The following is a 15,721-nucleotide window of genomic DNA, read 5'->3' on the forward strand; positions in this document are numbered from 1 at the left end:
TGGTCCTCCGGTTCGGGTGCGCGGATCGATGCGGGCAGGTTAGCGCCGCGGTCGGCGAGCCCCTGTGCCGTTCGTGACAGGACGGCGGTCATGTGGCGCCGATCTGGGCGGTCAGGCGAATGCGGTCGAGCGGCTGGATGTTCGCGGCGGGGCTCAGCTCCTGGTAGGAAAGCACCACGATGTCCGGGAAATCGCGTTCGATGATCTTGCGCATGAAGCGGCGGATATCCATCGGCGCCAGCACCACCGGCATCAGGCCGTGGCGGTTGGGCTCGCCGATCGCGGTCTTCATGGCCGCCAGGAGCTGGCGGTGGACGTCCGGCGCGAGGGCCAGATAGGACGCGCCGCTCGTCTGGCGCACGGCGCCGCGCACGGCGTCCTCGATCTCCTTGGCGAGGAGATAGGCCGGGATCACGTTCTGGCCGCCGGAGAACTTGTGGGTGATGTAGCGGGAGAGGGCCCCGCGCACGTGCTCGGTGAGGACGATCGGGTCCTTCTCGCGCTGGCCCCACTCGACCAGCGCCTCCAGCACCGTGCGCATGTCGCGGATGGAGATCTCCTCGGCGACGAGCCGCTGCAGGACGTCCGTGATGGTGATGACCGGCAGGATGCGGGTCGCCTCGCGGACGAGCTCGCTGAAGTTCTTCTGCATCTGGTTCATCAGGTACATGGTCTCCTGGATGCCGATGAACTCTGACGCGTGGCTCTTCAGCACATGGGCGAGGTGGTAGGTGAGCATGGTCGAGAGGGTCATCACCTGGATGCCCGCCCGCTCCACCAGCGGCAGATGCTTCATCGACACCCAGCAGCTCGGCACGTTGGGAAGGAAGTCGTCGCCGCGCTCGAACGGGATGTTGAACATCCTGAGGTTCGCCTCCGTCTCGCGGACGATGAACCAGCCGGGCCGCGCGGCCCCGGTCGCCACCGGGATCTCGTTGACGAGGATGCGGTACTCGCCGGGCTTCAGGGTGTCGTTGAGCCGCAGGTGCACGCCCGGAAAGGGGACGCCGAGGTCGAAGTAGAGCGCCCGGCGCACCCGCGCGACCTCCCGGTCGAGCTTTTCCGGGCGGATCGAATTGCGCACCTCGGAGGCGATGTCCACGATCAGCGGCACGGTCAGCGCGAAGGTGACCGGCTCCACCGGGGCGGCGTCCACCCCGTCGTCCTCGAAGCTCGGGAAGGAGGGGGCCGCGCTCGGACCGGCGAGGGCGCCGGAGAGAGCCGGCATCTCCTTGGAGCGCTGCGTCGTCGCGGCGGTGCGCCGGGTCCGGCCGATCATGACCGCGCCACCGATGGTGAGCGCCGCGAGAGCCATGAAGACGACCGCCGGGAATCCGGGCACGACGGCGAAGATCAGCATCACGCCGCCGGTGATGTAGAGCGCCTTCGGCTCGGCCACGAGCTGGCTGGCGATATCGGATCCGAGGTCGCCGTTCTCCTCGGAGGCGACGCGCGTGACGATGAATCCCGCCGTGATGGAGACGAAGAGGGCAGGGATCTGCGACACCAGCCCGTCGCCGATGGTCAGGAGGGCGTAGAGCCCGAGCGCCTCGCCCGCCGGCAGGCCGCGCTGCAACGTGCCGATGGCGACGCCGCCGATCAGGTTGACCGCCACGATGATGAGGCCCGCGATGGCGTCGCCCTTCACGAACTTCATCGCGCCGTCCATGGCGCCATAGAGCTGGCTCTCCTTCTCCAGCTTGTTGCGCCGCCGCTTGGCCTCGTCGAGTTCGATCACGCCGGCGCGCATGTCGCTATCGATGGACATCTGCTTGCCGGGCATGGCGTCGAGCGAGAAGCGGGCCGATACCTCGGCAACGCGCTCCGAACCCTTCGTGATCACGATGAAGTTCACGATCGTCAGGATGAGGAAGACCACCATGCCGACGATCAGGTTCCCGCCGACGACGAAGGCGCCGAAGGTGGCGACGATCTCGCCGGCGTCGCCGTTGAGCAGGATGAGCCGGGTGGTCGTGATCGACAGCGCGAGGCGGAAGAGCGTCGTCAGCAGGAGGATGGACGGGAAGGCCGAGAGCTGGGTGACGTCCTTGAGGTAGATGGCCGCCATGAGCAGGATGGCGGCAAGCGCCAGATTGACGCCGATCAGCGTGTCCACCAGCGCCGTCGGCAGCGGCAGGATCATCATGAACACGATGCAGACGAGGAGAACCGCCAGCAGCAGGTCGTTGCGCTTGGAGACGACGGTGAGGAAGCGGGTCAGAGCTTGCATGGCCGGGCCGATCGGTGGGGCGGACGTCCGGCCAAGCGCCGGAATTTGGAAAGGAGAACGGGCGGCCGGTCTGGTCAGACATCCAGTCTCAGGCGCCGGCCACGGTCGTCGTCCACGTCGTCCTCAAGATCGGCCACCGCCTTCAGGGCGTCGAGGACGACCATGAACCCGGCCGCGAGAGATAGGGCCGGCAGCACGATCCGCCGGGCGTCGGCGACCTCCCGGTCCTTGTCCAGGCGAATGTCGGCCGCGAGCGCCGCATCTGCCAGAATGCGGTCGATCTCGATCGCGATCTCGCCGTTGATCTCGAATCGGCCATCCGCCTGCACATCCTGCCGGCCGTTGCGGATGGCAGTTTCGGCTTGCTGCTGGTCGCCGACGGCGAGCACGGACACGAGCGACAGGATGGCGTTCAACAGGCTGACGACGAGGAAGGATCGGGTGGCTTCGTTCAAAGCGATGCGGGTCGTCAGCGTGTCGATCCGGGCCGAAAGCTCGGCGATCTCCGCCTCGAGCGCGCGTATTTCGGTCTGGAGCGCATCGATCCGTGAAACGACGCCCGGACGCGCGCTCTGGAGGGCGGTCCGTTCCGCCGCCAATGACTGCCGCTGCTGCTCCAGGGCAGATCGCTCGGCGGGCGTCGTGGCCGCGGCGATCTGACGATCGAGGCCGGCGATGCTCTGGTCAAGTATGGCGACGCGCGAGTCGAGGCGCTGAAGCTCCGCCGTCTGGCTGCCGAGGTCGCCGGCTTTCCCGCTGAGCGTCTGCTGCTTGCTGTCCCGCAGACCAGCGGTTTCGGCCTTCTCGGCCTGATCGGCCCGGATCGCCGCCTCCAGGGCGGCCATTCGGGCCGCGTGGTCAGCGATCGTGCCGAAGGCGGCCCGGCGTGCGCCGCCTTGCTGGCCGATGTCGTTGGCGCGAGCCCGGTCCGACGTCTGTTCCAGGGCGAACAGGGTCTCGGCGATGATGGCGGACGTGTCGCCGGCGTTCGCCGGTCCGGACAGGCCGAGAAGGCGGGTCGTGAGCGACAGCGGCGCGAAGCCGAGATAGGCGGGATCGGCATCCGGCAGCACAGTCGCCTCGGCGGATCGAGAGGCGGCGATCGGCCCGCCAGGCGGCTGGACGGCGCTGGGCGCGGCGGTCGGCGTACCGGAGATGGAGCTCATGCGGTCCTCCAGTTGAGAACCGCAGTCTAGGCCTCGCCATGGAGCGCGCTGTGCCAAACGGCACTCCGCGGTTATCTGCGTCCGACTGTCATGAACGGCACAATCCACGCGTCGGGGGCAGGGGAGAGTGCGAGGGACGGCCCGAGCGGCGGGCAGCCCTTTCCCTTGCGAGGTCGGCATGTCGGCGATCGGTTCAAACCCAGTTTCCGTGGGTGTCCTCAAGCCCTTGGCGAATGCCCAGTCGGGAGATGCGGCGCCTGCACCGTCGCAGACCTGGACGAACGGCCGGACGGCCACGCTGAAGGCCGTCACGGCCGAAGCCATGGGGCAGGGGGTGAAGTCGCTCCCGGCGACGACCGCGCCGGTGCGCGCGACCGGGCTGGCGGGGAGCGACGCCGCGTCCAGCGCGGCCGCGGTCCCGCACAAGGCCTGGCAGGCCGCGACGCCGAACGCCCTGACGTCGCCACCGTCCGCCACGGCCAAGCCCGGCGGCGCCGTGGACCTTCAGATGACGCCGCCGGAGATCCGCGAGCTCAGCTTCGCCGGCGGCGGCGGCAAGGGCGCCGCGCTCGCCGGCGCCATCAAGGCGCTGGAGGAGGGCAAGGTCCTCAACGAGGTGAAGACGGTCTACGGCACCTCCGTCGGCTCGCTGGCCGCTGCCTGCGTGGCGGCAGGAATGACCGCCGACCGGTTTCAGAAGCTCCTCGACGAAACCGACATGACGGCCGTGGTCGGGCTCAAGTTCGGGAGTCTGACCGGGCACTCGGGCGTTAGACTCGAGGCGCTTGTCGCCCGCGAGGTCAAGCAGAGCGTTGCGGATCGCATTCTGAGCCTGGAGGCGAAGGTGGCGTCGGGCGGCGCGAGCCTCTCTGCCGAGAATGCCGCCGCCCTCAAGGCAATCAAGGACCGGCTCCTGGGCCCGAGCGAGGGCGTGACGTTCCGCGATCTGTCGACGCTCTCCAAATTCGTGCCCGGGATCAAGGAGCTTCAGGTGACCGGCACCATGGTCGAAAAGCCGGGCGACCCCAAGATGAAGCCCGAGCTCTTCATGTTCAATGCCCAGACCACGCCCGATCTCGACGTCGCGTCGGCCGTTCACGCCTCGGCGGCGCTTCCCCCGGTGTTCAAGCCGGTCACGTTGTCGATCCCCGGCACGGGGGATGCGGTGTTCAGGGACGGCGGCATCCGCAACAACCTGCCGACCTCCAGTACTGTCGGGACCAAACCAACGGTGGACCCGTTGCCGACGGAGGGGCGGATCGCGATCGATTTCCAGAACGACGCCATGGAAAAGGTGAAGCAGGGAACGTTCAAGCGCCCGGAGAACGGCATTGCCAACAAGGTGATGAACCTGTTCGCAGGCGCAAAGGAGAACATCGGGCAATACCTTAAGAACATCAGGATCCAGAAGAGCCCGGACGACCTGTTCGTCGTACAGCTCAAAGTCGAGAAGAACGGCAAGAAGAAAGACTTCAGCGGGTTCTACGGGGGGACGGTCAATTTCAACATCAGCGAAAAGTGGAAGGCGACCCTGAACGATACCTCATACAACCAGATGAAGGCGTTCATCGAAAACCGGCGCGCACCGTCGACGGTCTCCTTTGCCAGTCGCGACCAGATGTTGAACCGGGTGGATGCCCGGACCCTGGACGCGCTCGCCATGAAGGGCGAGCCGGGCGCCGCGGACGCGGTCAAGTTCCGCGAGGCGGTGGGCAAGCAGCTTTCGTCGCTGGAAGCCACGCTGCGCGCGGTGACGGGCACGCCGTCCGGCAAGATCGACTGGGACGCGTCCTCCATCGAGCTCCGACAAGCGCTGAAGCCGGGCGGCGCCCTGGCAAAGGAACTAAAGGCGCTGGACGACCTGGCGGGCGGGAGTTCCGAGCGTCTCGCGCTGATCGGCCGCGAGGCCCACCGGGCCGGCGGCCTCCTGGCCGAGTTCTCGGCGCGCCCCGCGCCTGTCGGAAGTGAGGACACCCGGTCACTCGCCCGGATGGCCGAGACCTCCAGGGACCTGAAGGCGCAATCGCTGGCGCTGCAGATGATCGAGGATCCGATCGCCCGCAAGCTCTTGAAGCAGGGCAAGGGAACCGGCGGCACCATCCTGGAGATGACGGTGGACCGGCTCCTCAACGCGACGACGTTCACGGAGGTGAAAGCCGCCCTGACCGACGCGATCAAGCACTTCGACGAGAAGCCGGACCATCGCGGGCGAAACGGCCACAAGCCTTTCGCCATGACGCTGCAGGGCGCTCTCAACGCCATCAGTTGAGCCACGCGCGCGATTGCCCAGCGGTGCGCGCCGGAAGATCAGACCCAAGGATAAGCAAGATGACAACGCGCGTTGAAGCCCTGATGGCGGATCTCTGGCGACAACTGGGGCTGACCGGCCCGGATCCGGAAGGCGGGGCCTGGCGGCTCACGCTCGGAGAGGACCTGATGGTGCAGTTCATCGACGAAGGGGATGGCCTCCTCTATTGCGCCGCCGAGATCGGACCGTTGCCGCAGAACCCCAGCTACGCCCTGGCGCTGACGCTCCTGCGGTCCAACAACATCGATTCCCCGGACGTGCCCTTCGCGATCGGCGCCGACAAGGACGGCGACCTTTTCCTTTGGGCGCACCTGCCGGTGGAGGCGACGTCCGGCGAAGAGCTCGCCGACATGCTCGATCGGATCGGCGACCGGGTGCCTGTCCTGCGCCAGATGCTCACGGGCGAGGAGGAGGAGGTCGACATCGACGACGGCGACGCTCCGGAACCGCCGGGCGGCGACGAGCGGTTCTCGATGATCCGGATCTGACCGGGTTTCGCCGGCCGCCCGGAACCGGTGCGCGCCGGGCGACGACCGGGGAGGCGGCTTGGGCCCGACGCGCTTACGCCGCGGGCCGGTCAGGAGCCGGTGGGGCGTTCGGCAGTGCTCTGGTCGAGGGCCGTCGCGTAGCGGGCCGCCTGCAGGACGATCGGCTGCGGGGTCGTGTCGTCCCGCAGCATCCGGAAAGCCTCGAGGGCGCGGGCCGCGTCCGTGCGGCGGCCCTGGCGCATGTAGAGCTCGGCCGCATGGAACTGCGGGATGGCCCAACCGGGCCGGAGCCGGGCGGCGGCGCTGAAGCTGGTCTCCGCGCCCGCGAGGTCGCCGCGCAGGCGCATGCAGATGCCGAGCCCCAGCCAATGGTCGGCCTCCCCGACGGCGAGAACGCAAAGCGCCCGGAACAGGGGTTCGGCCCGGTCCGCCCGACCGACGGTGAACCACTGATGGGCGCGGGCATAGACCACGTCGATGATGCCGGCCGGCAGGCCGAGGGCTTCGCGGGGCGTATGGCCGCGGGCGAGGGCGTCCAGAATGTCGCCGCCGTCGAGGCCGCTCGGCGCCAGGGTGGCGGTGAAGAGGCGCTCGAAGAGGACGAAGTCCCGGTCCGTCAGGCCGTAGGCCGCGAGCAAGGCGTTCGGGCGCTCGCCGTCATCGTCCACGTGATCCTCCCGCCATCTGCCGTCAGTCGAAGCGGGCCGAAAGGCGTCTCGCCTCCGCCAGGATGTCGGCGCGTCCGGCGGCAGAGGCGAAGCGGACGGCGTCGGCCAGATCCTCCCGCGCTTCCTCCAGAGCGTCGAGGCCGAGGCAGGCTCGGCCGGACAAAAGGTAGCCGCGCGGATCCGAGGGCGCGACGGCCACCACCACGGACGCGGCCTGAAGGGCGATCTCGTACGCCTCCACCATCAGGGCGCATTCGGCGAGTCCGATCTGAAGCTCGACGTCCGTCGGGGCCGCGAGAACCAGGGTGGCGTGCATGCGCAGCGCTTCGGCCAGGGCGCCGCGCATGCGAAGGCCGATGGCGATTTCGAGGCCGATCATCAGATGGGCGTGTTCGAGGCCGAGCATCTTGCCGAAACCGCCATCGACGATCGCGTCCAGGCTCCCCGGTTCGGACGGAGGAGCAGCGGTGTCCGTGGGCGTCGTGGTGGCGTGCGTGTCTGTCGGCATGGGCGGTTCCTGGCGGGTCATGGCCTCAGGGCCTGAAAATGACGGGTTCGAGGTCGGACTCGAGGCTGGCGCGGACCGCACGCGGCACCGGCGGTGCGCTTGATTGTGCAGGCTGGAGATCGCCGGCGAAGGCGCCCGCGCAGGCGACCACGTCCTCGACCAGAGCCACCATCGCCTTCGGCTCGGCCCTGGCGAGGGGAATGATCGCCTCCACGACCACCTCCGGGCGCGCGTCGTCCCGCCGGGCGAGGCGCAGGCCGCAGCGGGAAAGCGGCAGCAGGCCGAGCGCGCGGCGGAGCAGACGCCGCACCTCCTCGCCGCGAGCGTGGTCGTCGGCGGTCAGGCGTCCGATGGTGGCCGAGATGACCACCGCTCCACCGTTAGGGCGTTCGGCAAGCTCCACGCGCTGCCCATCGATCTCCAGGAACGGGACGGTGTCCCGGCCGACCTGGTTCGCGCCCAGGCCGAGCTCGGCCCAGAGCGCTCCGACGCGGTCCGAGAACGTGGGGGTTGGTCGCGTCATCCTGGCCTGCTCTCCTCGCGCGGGCGGTGGCATGCACTGTCTGAAAGGCCCCGACCAGCCGGGGCCTTCGGAGGGTGTGCCCCCGGCGTCCGTTCCGGTGCGGATCAGACCCGCGTCATCGCCTGCATGGCGTTGACCTCCGCTTCCTGGAGCTCCTTGAGGAAGGCGATGATCGCCTTCAGGAGATCCTCCGCCGCCTGCTGGAGTTCCTTGGCGCGGTCGGCGTCCGCCTGCAGGTCCTGGGCCTCAGCCGACAGGCGCATGCCCTTGGCTTCCAACTCTTTCCCGCGGGCGTCGGACTCTGCCTTCAAGAAGTTGCCCGCGGCGGAAAACACGCCGCCGGCCGGGTTTGCGATCTTGTCGGTGACAAAGAGCGCCTTCTCGAGCCCGGAAAGGTTTCTCCAGCCGGACGAAGCCTTCGCGGTCTCCTTGGCGGCATCGCCGACCGCGTCCATCGTTCCGGCGGCCTTGCTGACGGCCTCCGAACCGGGTTTGCCCAGATCCTTGGCGGCGTCGCCGACCGAATCCGCTGTTCCGGCGGCCTTGCCGGCACCGGCGGCGCCGTCCGTGTTCATCTTGCCGGCCACGTTCTTGAGCGATCCGCCGATGGAGGCGACCGCTCCGATGATGCTGATCGCCGATGCCGTCACGGCGAGCGCGAGCGACAGCACCGCGCCGCGCATCATCTCCTTGGCGGCGTTCTCCATCTCCCCCGCCTGGCCCAGGAGCGCGCTCTTGGCCTCCTGCCGGGACAGGGTCCGCTCGTTCAGCGCCGCCTGGCGCTGGGACGTCGCCTGCTCCACGGCCAGACGCCCGAGGAGCGAGCGAATGACGTCGGAGGAGGTGGACGACGCCCAGAGATCCTCCAGCGACCGGCCGGCCATCGCGTCTTCAAGCGCCTTCAGGACCGAATCCACGTCCTTGAGGTCAGATCCGTCGGACTTGGCGAGTGTTTGGGCGCCGGTGGCCGAGAGTGTTGATTCCGCGGATGGGATATGGGTCTGACCAGGCTGTTCGGACTTCTTCGTCCTGGTCTCCTCGTCCGCCAGGGTCGGGCCGACGCCGGTGAGTGGAGTCGGGTTGCTCGATGTGATCTTCATCTGACCGTGCCTCAAGCCGTGAACTTCGCCTTGGTGAGTGACTGACCTTCGTCCTGCATGGCCTCCGTCAGGGCGTCGAGCATCTGATTGAAGCGATCGCCGGAGGCGGCCAAGCGCTGGATGGCCTGGTCGATCAGGTCGTCGAGCATCTGGATCTCCGCTTCGGACTGCTTGGCTGACGCGCGCGACAGGGACGCATCGGCCATGTCCTTCGTGGCCGTGTAGCGGACCGCGCCGGCGGCGGTGTCTCCGACCGCGGTGACGATCGTCGCCCCTGCCTGGGCGATGTTGATCGCCTTGTAGGCGAGTTCGCCGATCTTGGCGGCAGCCGCAGCGACGTCCGCGACGCCCTTGAAGGCGACCACCGCCGTCGCGATGCCGACCACCGCCCCCGCGACCGCCAGCGCTATGCCGAAGCCCATGTCGGCCTTGGCGACGGCGTCCTCGTTATGGCCGGCCGCCTTGGCGGCATGCCCGGCGATCCCGAGGCCGGTGGCCATTTTCGTCGCCGTGTCTATGCCGCTGACGATACCGATCACGCCACCGATGATCATCAACGCGCCCAATGCCGGTGCAACGGGGGCGACGATAGCGCCGACGATGATCGAGATCGCAGACAGGAGAAACTGGAAGGCGAGCTTGATCTTGTCCCAGATCGATGCGCCCTTCTGCTTATCCTCGGCCTGCTTCTGCTTCTTCTCGGCTTCGTCCAGCTTGCTTCGCTGTTCGTCGATCGCCGCTTGCTTCTGGCCCCGCTCGGCCTTGATGCCTTCCCTGTCGTTGGCGTCCTGCATCTCCTTCAGCTTGGTGATGACCTCCGCCAGCGCCACCTCCTGATCGCCCTCGGGCATCCGCGGCAGGAAGGCGGCGAGACTGGCCAGGATGGCGGCGGTCTGGTCGGGGGTGGGGGGCTTTCCGGCCTCGCCGGGGGGTGGAACGGGCCCGGTTTCACCCACCGCGCCCTTGCCGATACCATCGCTCGGGGCGGTGTCCCGCGACTTGAGCCTGTCCAGGTCCGTCGTCGTCGTGACGCCGCCGATCGGGCTCGTCGGTGCTCTCGAGATGCTGCTCATGGGTGTGGCTCCCGTGCGGCCGGCGTCAATGGGAAGCGAGGCGTTCGCGGGCGATGGTCGCCATGCGCGTGCCGTAGTCGATCTGGGCGGCGGTGCCGTGGCCCGCGCCGGCGAGCGCCAGGGCGGTGTCGAAGGTGTCCGCCGCGTGCTGGACTTCGCCGTTGGCCAGGAAGCACTCGGCGAGGCGCAGGTAGCCGTCCACGTTGGTGGCGTCGAGGCCGAGGAAGTGGATGTAGAGGCGTCCCGCGGTCTCCGGGTCGCCCTCCACCTGCGCGCAAAGACCGAGGGCGTAGAGCGTGCGCGCGGTCAGCGGGTCCAGCTGGAACAGGCGGACCAGGATGTCGCGGGCGCTGCCCGTCTTGCCGGCCTGGAGAAGGCGCGACGCCTCGATGAAGAGGGCGTCGAGCTGGCGCCGGGTGATGCCGTGAATCTGGGCGAGCGACATGCCTTCGCCCATCAGGTCGATGATGCTCTTCACCCGGGGGCTGATGTCCCCGCCTTCGCTCCACTCCGTGAAGAGGGGGGACATGGCGGTGTGAGCCGCCATCGTGTCGTTCTGGCTGCCCGGCAGCCCGTCCATGATCGCCAAAGCCGGCCTCCTTCGTGCATCGTCTCAAGCACTGTGAAGGAGTTCCGGTCGGCGCCCTGTCGTGAAGATGACAGGATGTCGGAAAAGTTCGCCGGTCAGCCGGTACGCCCGGCGACATCTCCGTGGCGCAGGTAGCTGTCCACGGCCTCGCGCGCGCCCGCCGCGTCGCCGAGGGCGTCGAGGCAGCGGGCCTTCAGGTAGCGGCGCACCCTCTGCCGGTCGGTCAACCGGTACGCGCCGAAGCGCTCCACCGGGTCGCGCCTGTCGAGATCGTCCAGAAGACGAAGGGTGCCGGGGTGGTCGCCGTCGAGGAAGCGGATGACCGCGCGGACGAAGAGGCCGTCGACGCCGTCGTCACCCGCCGCGTGGAGGGCCTCCGCCAGGACGCGCGCGCGCGCGATCTGGCCCTGCTGGGCCAGCACGTAGACGGTGAGCAGCAGGAAGCCGCGCTGTCGCGGATCGAGCGCCGCCATCCGTCAGCCGCGCAGGAGGAGGGCGAGGGCGTCGCGGACATCGCGATCGAGAGCGGCGTCGGCTTCGAGTTGCCGTGCCGCTTCCAGGAGCACTGCCGAGGCGGCACCGTCGGCCCGCAGGGCCGCCTCGGCGAAGGCGGCGCCGGTGGCGAGGCGCACGGCCGACAGGACGGCGGGGGAGAGGAGGTCCGGGTCCAGAGCGCCGGGTTCCAGCAGCATGGGGAGGCGCTCGTCGAGGGTCGGCCGCGACAGGATGTCGGCGAGCGGTCGCGGGTCGGGCAGGAAGCCTTGGCGCGGCGCCGACTGGCCCGGCAGATGAACCTCGTCCGCCGCCTGCCAGCGGGTGATGGCCTCCAGGCCCGTGTCGAGCGGCCGAATGCGCATGGATCGTCTCCAGGTGACGAGCGGGTCAGGCCACGTTGCGGGTGATGGACTGAAGCAGTTCCGACATCTTCGACAAGGCGTTGTTGGCGAGCTCGAAATGCCGGTTCTTCTGCTTGTCGAGAGAATTCACCTCGTTCATCTTCACCTGGGCCTCCTGGTTGATGGTGGAAACCATGCTGCCGAGCCGAGAATTGTAGCTGTTCCAGAAGGACTGGGGCTGGCCTACCAGAGAAAAGTCCGAGCCATTGGTGTTCGTCGTCAAGACATCCCGTTCGCGGCGGCCCGACAACTTGTGCCTTTCGGCAGGATGAAGGAAGCTGCCAGCCGGCCAACCGTGAGTCGTGTCGCCGCCGATCCATTGGTCGAACAGGGAGATGGCGCGCCAATCGAGGTCCGATGCAGGGGCGAGTGCCACGTTCGCCTTTCCGTCCGTCCCGAAGTTCATCCCGAGAGTCTTGTTCACCAGGCTCTGCATGACAGTGTAGGCTTTGAGAAGATCATTGATCTGGTTGAGCTCGACGGTCTCGGCGGCGACGCGCAGCTCGACCTTTCGGTTGTAGCTCTGCTGCAGTTCGAAGATGAGGGTCGCGAGGTCGGCGGTCCGACCGTCGGACCGGCGGCTCCGGGCCGCGTCCAGGCGCTTCTCCTCGTTCTCCAGGATACGTCGCTCGGAATCGACCAGCGATTTGCAGGCTGCGTGAAGCCCCTCCGGGCCGCCGAGGCTCTGCAGTCGAACATAGGCCGACCCCCGCTTGTCGTAGCCGTTGTGGACCGGCCAGTAGGTTGACCAGCGATCGGCGCGTTCGGTGACCAGTTTGATGCTGTCGGCAAGGTCGGAACTGGAGAATACCGTTTGCCGGTCGAGCGCCTTCTCCAGAAGATCCAGCTGTTTCACGAAATAGGCCCGCTCCGTCTGAAACTCCTCCAGCGGGGGGCCCATATGGCTCACGTATGGCCCGTTCCAGCCGCCCTCCACCGCCGGGTTTCGGGCGCCGCCGTTCTCCGGCGGCAGGCGCGCCCGGGCATCATCGACCAGCTTCTTGGCGTCGTTGCGGCTGGTGCTCAGGCCCTGCGCGGCCGCGGCGGCCCTGAAGATCGCGTTGCCGGCGAGCGCGGTCTGGTCGGCCGGCGCGAGCCCGGCGATCGTCCGCTTGTCGAGCGTCTCGATGGCAAGGAGGCGGGACCGGTCGTTCGTCCGCATGAAGGTGAGGAAGTCGTCGCCGGCTCGCTTACCCTGGCCGGTCTGGCCGATGGTCACGGCTCCGTCGCGGGCGAACTTCGCCACATAGGCCTTCTGGTAGGCGCTGTCCCAGCTTTGGAACAGGCTGAGCGACAGGTCTCGCGGCTGGATGCTGAGCGAGAACCCGCGCGGCACCGAGGAGTCGGGCGTCACCAGGCTGTTCGTCTCGCGCAGAACCGCGACGCGGCTCGCCCTCAACTCCACGGTCAGTCGCCCCACGGCGTCGCCGATCTCCACCGTGCTCCTGAACCCGGTGACCGGGTCGGTGCTCCAGTGGCGGACCATGATGGCCTGCTGGACCGCGTTCAGCGCCTTGAACTCGGCCGGCGTCACGTTCCACGGGTCGTAGGGCAGGATGCTCCTGGCCTGGCCCGCCCATCTGTCCAGGTAGGCGAGGCGGTCGGCCTCCGTCCAATTCGGCCCGTAGAAGATTTCGGGATCCAGCGTGCCCGGACTGGTGCCGGAACCGGACGGCTGCTTGCTGGCCGTGTACTCGCCAGCCGCGGACCTCGACAGCGTGTAGGTTGCGCTCGCGGTTCCCGAGCCGATCTCGACGGTTCGCCGCTCTCCGGGTGATGGTTCGATGGTGAACTGCTTGCGCAGGTAGTCGATCCGCTGCTTCTCCGGCCACGTGTCGAACACGGCGGGGGACAGCAGCGACGGCGCGCCCATCCAGCCCTCCGGCCGCAGCGCGAACACTGTCTGGTTGTTGGCATTCCGGTCCATGTAGACCGCCCGCCACTGGCCGACCCTGTTGCCGAGGTAGAGAGTCAAAGGTCCGCCGGGAACATCGCGGAAGCTGGCGTTGCTGGCGAAATAGTCGGCCTGGTCGACCGGAGACCAGGACAGGAAGGTATCCGGTCGCAGGGTGTACGTCGGAAGTCCGTAGCCATCCGGCCTTTGCCCGAGCACCCCGTCGCGAACGTAGACAAAGACGTCCCGCCCATCCGCCTTCGTCAGGGCGAGTTCCCGTGTTCCTGTCGCCAGCACCGTTCCGTGCGCCATGATGTAGTCGCGCCGGTCGGCGTCGGTCCAGGCGTCCTCGGAGGGGAAGTGGGACATGAACTGTTCATGGCTGATCGGGACCTGGAAGTAGGTCGACGGACGCTGTTCCACCCGCGCGTCCGGCGGCGTCCCGATCATGAAGAAATAGCGGCTCTGGTTGGTGCCCGGACCGATGAGGACGGACCGGGGGTCGCTTCCGGCAGGGTCCTGGCTCCAATTTTCGATGTAGGCCTGCTTGGTCGCCAGCGGCCAGCTGTCGAACTCTTCGACCGAGATGTCTTGAGGGGACCTGTCGAGGGGGGACGGAGCCGCCATGGCAGGCGCCAGGGCGCGGGCGGAGATGGGGTCCATGGGGATCCTCGGATCAGACGGGTTGAGACGGACGAGGTTCGGGCCGCAGGCGGAACGGGCGTGCGTTCAGAGGCGGAGGATGAGACGCGCCTGTGGGGCGGACGCCGGGCGCGAGGACGGCGCCGTGCTCACGGACGGCTCCGGGACAAGCCCGAGAGCCGGAGCGGGGGATGACCCCGCGTCGGCGGCGCGGCGCGGGCGCGCTTCGGGCTGCAGCCGGTTGGCGATGCGGGGCTCGCGGCCGGCGGCGCGCGCCGCGTCGACCACGGTCCTGACCCGGACGTCCAGTCGGTCGATGTCGGCGGCCAGCGTCTCCATGTCGGGGGCATCCACCATATCCGACAGGATGTCGCGGCAGCCCTCGTCCTCGGCGACGACGTCGATCGCCATCAGCTCGGAAATCCGCTGGACGATCGCGGCCAGGACGGCGTCGAACGCCGGCTCCGGCCCGGCGGCGCGGGCTGCCATAAAGCCTTCGATGCGGGCGGCCGCGGCGGCCGCGTCCCGGTCCTGGTCGTGCTCGGCGTCGAACATAGGGGCAGGCGTCCACATCCTCGCACTCCCGGTCGGCATCGGTTTCATCATAGAGACCGACGCCACGACCCTTGTGCCGCACGTGACAGCCGCCGCCGGGTTCCGGCGGTAAGCTTTCCGGGATTTGAAGCGGTCAAGGGACGGGGACGGTGGAGACCGGGAGCGGGCGGCATTGGCCGTCAGACGACGAACAGGGTGCCGGATCCCGCGTGCCGGACCCGGCTCAGCGCACGGCCGACCCGCCGGAGGCGCTCCCGGACTGGCTCGATGCCGCGCTGGCCGATCCGGCGGCGGACATCGCGGATCCGGCGTTCCTGACCGCGCTCCTCGACCGAGGGGTCGGCGCCGCGGGCGACCCGACGACCCGACCGGCCCGTGGGTCGTCGGCCGTCGGGCGGGCCGAAGCGGCCCGAACGGTCGCCCGGCGCGTCCTCGCCACGTCGCCGGTCACGCCGCGCGCGCTTTTCATCGCAGCGCTCTGCGAGGCGGAAGGCGGCAGCATGAGGGCGGCGTGCTCGCACCTCGCGCAGGCGGCGCGGCTGGCCCGGTCGCAGCCCTCCTGGCGAGGCGACCTGCACGCGGTGCAGCGCCTGCTCATCAGCCTCCATTTTGGTAAGTCATGATGCCATCTGGATCTCGCGCCCTCACTGATCTCCTCGACGGCGAGGATCTGCGGCTGCTCGCGGATATCGGCTTCATCGCGGCCACCCGTGGGCTCCACGGCCAAGCCGGCGCGATCTTCGCCGCGCTTCAGGCGCTGCGGCCGGACACGGAGGCGCCGTCCATCGGTCTCGCCCTCACCGACCTCGCCGCGGGACGGCCGCAGGACGCGCTGGACCGGTTGGCGCGCGGCCCGCGAACCCCCGCGGTGCTGGTTTTCCAGGGGATCGCAGCCGTCCGGTGCGGTCGCCGCCGCGATGCCGTCGCCCTGTTCGGCCGGTTGATCGCGGACCACCCCGACCAACCGGCCGCCGATCTTGCCCGTGCCGTGCTGGCCGAACTCGACGGCAGCCAGGCGACCGGTCTCTCCAGCCTCTTTGCCGATCCGCGGGCGGTGACGCGGTGACAGGCAGGCAGCGCG

Annotated in this window: 16 protein-coding genes; 4 read left to right on the forward strand and 12 right to left on the reverse strand. The window is 68.7% G+C overall.

What is annotated here, in order from left to right:
* Positions 1-88: 88 nt before the first annotated feature.
* On the reverse strand, positions 89-2,230 hold the full coding sequence (gene sctV, locus HND91_RS04400; RefSeq protein WP_181705329.1) for a type III secretion system export apparatus subunit SctV: 2,142 nt from the start codon (positions 2,228-2,230) through the stop codon (positions 89-91).
* A gap of 74 nt (positions 2,231-2,304) precedes the next feature.
* Positions 2,305-3,504 (reverse strand): coiled-coil domain-containing protein, encoded by a 1,200-nt coding sequence (locus HND91_RS04405; RefSeq protein WP_181705330.1) that lies wholly within the window; start codon positions 3,502-3,504, stop codon positions 2,305-2,307.
* Positions 3,505-3,574: 70 nt separating this feature from the next.
* Between HND91_RS04405 and HND91_RS04410 the strand changes: the two genes are divergently transcribed.
* The gene (locus tag HND91_RS04410; protein WP_181705331.1) at positions 3,575-5,665 is read left to right on the forward strand and encodes a patatin-like phospholipase family protein; all 2,091 of its coding nucleotides are present in this window, start codon (positions 3,575-3,577) and stop codon (positions 5,663-5,665) included.
* 59 nt (positions 5,666-5,724) lie between these two features.
* Positions 5,725-6,192 (forward strand): CesT family type III secretion system chaperone, encoded by a 468-nt coding sequence (locus tag HND91_RS04415; RefSeq protein ID WP_181705332.1) that lies wholly within the window; start codon positions 5,725-5,727, stop codon positions 6,190-6,192.
* Between the two features lie 89 nt (positions 6,193-6,281).
* Here the strand turns inward: HND91_RS04415 and HND91_RS04420 are convergent, their stop codons facing one another.
* From HND91_RS04420 to HND91_RS04465, 10 genes are all read right to left on the reverse strand, one after another.
* Positions 6,282-6,860, reverse strand: a complete 579-nt coding sequence (locus tag HND91_RS04420; RefSeq protein ID WP_181705333.1) for a hypothetical protein — start codon at positions 6,858-6,860, stop codon at positions 6,282-6,284.
* Between the two features lie 22 nt (positions 6,861-6,882).
* Complete coding sequence (locus HND91_RS04425; RefSeq protein WP_181705334.1) at positions 6,883-7,368, reverse strand: hypothetical protein; 486 nt, start codon at positions 7,366-7,368, stop codon at positions 6,883-6,885.
* A 25-nt stretch (positions 7,369-7,393) separates the two neighbouring features.
* Positions 7,394-7,891, reverse strand: a complete 498-nt coding sequence (locus tag HND91_RS04430; protein WP_181705335.1) for a type III secretion system chaperone — start codon at positions 7,889-7,891, stop codon at positions 7,394-7,396.
* A gap of 104 nt (positions 7,892-7,995) precedes the next feature.
* Positions 7,996-8,991, reverse strand: coding sequence for a type III secretion system translocon subunit SctB (gene sctB / locus HND91_RS04435; RefSeq protein WP_181705336.1), 996 nt, complete (start codon positions 8,989-8,991; stop codon positions 7,996-7,998).
* 11 nt (positions 8,992-9,002) lie between these two features.
* Positions 9,003-10,064, reverse strand: coding sequence for a type III secretion system translocon subunit SseC family protein (gene sctE / locus HND91_RS04440; RefSeq protein ID WP_181705337.1), 1,062 nt, complete (start codon positions 10,062-10,064; stop codon positions 9,003-9,005).
* Between the two features lie 25 nt (positions 10,065-10,089).
* Complete coding sequence (locus tag HND91_RS04445; RefSeq protein WP_181705338.1) at positions 10,090-10,653, reverse strand: hypothetical protein; 564 nt, start codon at positions 10,651-10,653, stop codon at positions 10,090-10,092.
* A gap of 95 nt (positions 10,654-10,748) precedes the next feature.
* Positions 10,749-11,126 (reverse strand): hypothetical protein, encoded by a 378-nt coding sequence (locus HND91_RS04450; RefSeq protein WP_181705339.1) that lies wholly within the window; start codon positions 11,124-11,126, stop codon positions 10,749-10,751.
* A gap of 3 nt (positions 11,127-11,129) precedes the next feature.
* On the reverse strand, positions 11,130-11,510 hold the full coding sequence (gene sctX, locus HND91_RS04455; protein ID WP_181705340.1) for a type III secretion apparatus assembly protein SctX: 381 nt from the start codon (positions 11,508-11,510) through the stop codon (positions 11,130-11,132).
* A gap of 25 nt (positions 11,511-11,535) precedes the next feature.
* Positions 11,536-14,106, reverse strand: a complete 2,571-nt coding sequence (locus tag HND91_RS04460; protein ID WP_181705341.1) for a hypothetical protein — start codon at positions 14,104-14,106, stop codon at positions 11,536-11,538.
* 66 nt (positions 14,107-14,172) lie between these two features.
* Positions 14,173-14,658 (reverse strand): hypothetical protein, encoded by a 486-nt coding sequence (locus HND91_RS04465; RefSeq protein ID WP_181705342.1) that lies wholly within the window; start codon positions 14,656-14,658, stop codon positions 14,173-14,175.
* A 191-nt stretch (positions 14,659-14,849) separates the two neighbouring features.
* Here HND91_RS04465 and HND91_RS04470 point away from each other — a divergent pair, with 191 nt between their 5' ends.
* On the forward strand, positions 14,850-15,263 hold the full coding sequence (locus HND91_RS04470) for a hypothetical protein (protein WP_181705343.1): 414 nt from the start codon (positions 14,850-14,852) through the stop codon (positions 15,261-15,263).
* Entirely contained in the window at positions 15,263-15,706 is a 444-nt protein-coding gene (locus HND91_RS04475) for a tetratricopeptide repeat protein (protein ID WP_181705344.1), read from the forward strand. The genes HND91_RS04470 and HND91_RS04475 overlap by 1 nt, the downstream gene beginning before the upstream one ends.
* Positions 15,707-15,721: the final 15 nt, after the last annotated feature.

This window comes from Chthonobacter rhizosphaerae, assembly GCF_013839525.1.
In the GTDB taxonomy this organism is placed as follows: Bacteria; Pseudomonadota; Alphaproteobacteria; order Rhizobiales; family Pleomorphomonadaceae; genus Chthonobacter; species Chthonobacter rhizosphaerae.

Bases quoted from the DNA above. Each gene is read 5' to 3' on its own strand.
- HND91_RS04465 (WP_181705342.1), bottom strand. From the start codon at position 14,658: ATGTGGACGCCTGCCCCTATGTTCGACGCCGAGCACGACCAGGACCGG.
- sctV (WP_181705329.1), bottom strand. From the start codon at position 2,230: ATGCAAGCTCTGACCCGCTTCCTCACCGTCGTCTCCAAGCGCAACGAC.
- HND91_RS04430 (WP_181705335.1), bottom strand. From the start codon at position 7,891: ATGACGCGACCAACCCCCACGTTCTCGGACCGCGTCGGAGCGCTCTGG.
- HND91_RS04450 (WP_181705339.1), bottom strand. From the start codon at position 11,126: ATGGCGGCGCTCGATCCGCGACAGCGCGGCTTCCTGCTGCTCACCGTC.
- HND91_RS04475 (WP_181705344.1), top strand. From the start codon at position 15,263: ATGCCATCTGGATCTCGCGCCCTCACTGATCTCCTCGACGGCGAGGAT.
- sctX (WP_181705340.1), bottom strand. From the start codon at position 11,510: ATGCGCATTCGGCCGCTCGACACGGGCCTGGAGGCCATCACCCGCTGG.
- HND91_RS04410 (WP_181705331.1), top strand. From the start codon at position 3,575: ATGTCGGCGATCGGTTCAAACCCAGTTTCCGTGGGTGTCCTCAAGCCC.
- HND91_RS04415 (WP_181705332.1), top strand. From the start codon at position 5,725: ATGACAACGCGCGTTGAAGCCCTGATGGCGGATCTCTGGCGACAACTG.
- HND91_RS04460 (WP_181705341.1), bottom strand. From the start codon at position 14,106: ATGGACCCCATCTCCGCCCGCGCCCTGGCGCCTGCCATGGCGGCTCCG.
- HND91_RS04425 (WP_181705334.1), bottom strand. From the start codon at position 7,368: ATGCCGACAGACACGCACGCCACCACGACGCCCACGGACACCGCTGCT.
- sctB (WP_181705336.1), bottom strand. From the start codon at position 8,991: ATGAAGATCACATCGAGCAACCCGACTCCACTCACCGGCGTCGGCCCG.
- sctE (WP_181705337.1), bottom strand. From the start codon at position 10,064: ATGAGCAGCATCTCGAGAGCACCGACGAGCCCGATCGGCGGCGTCACG.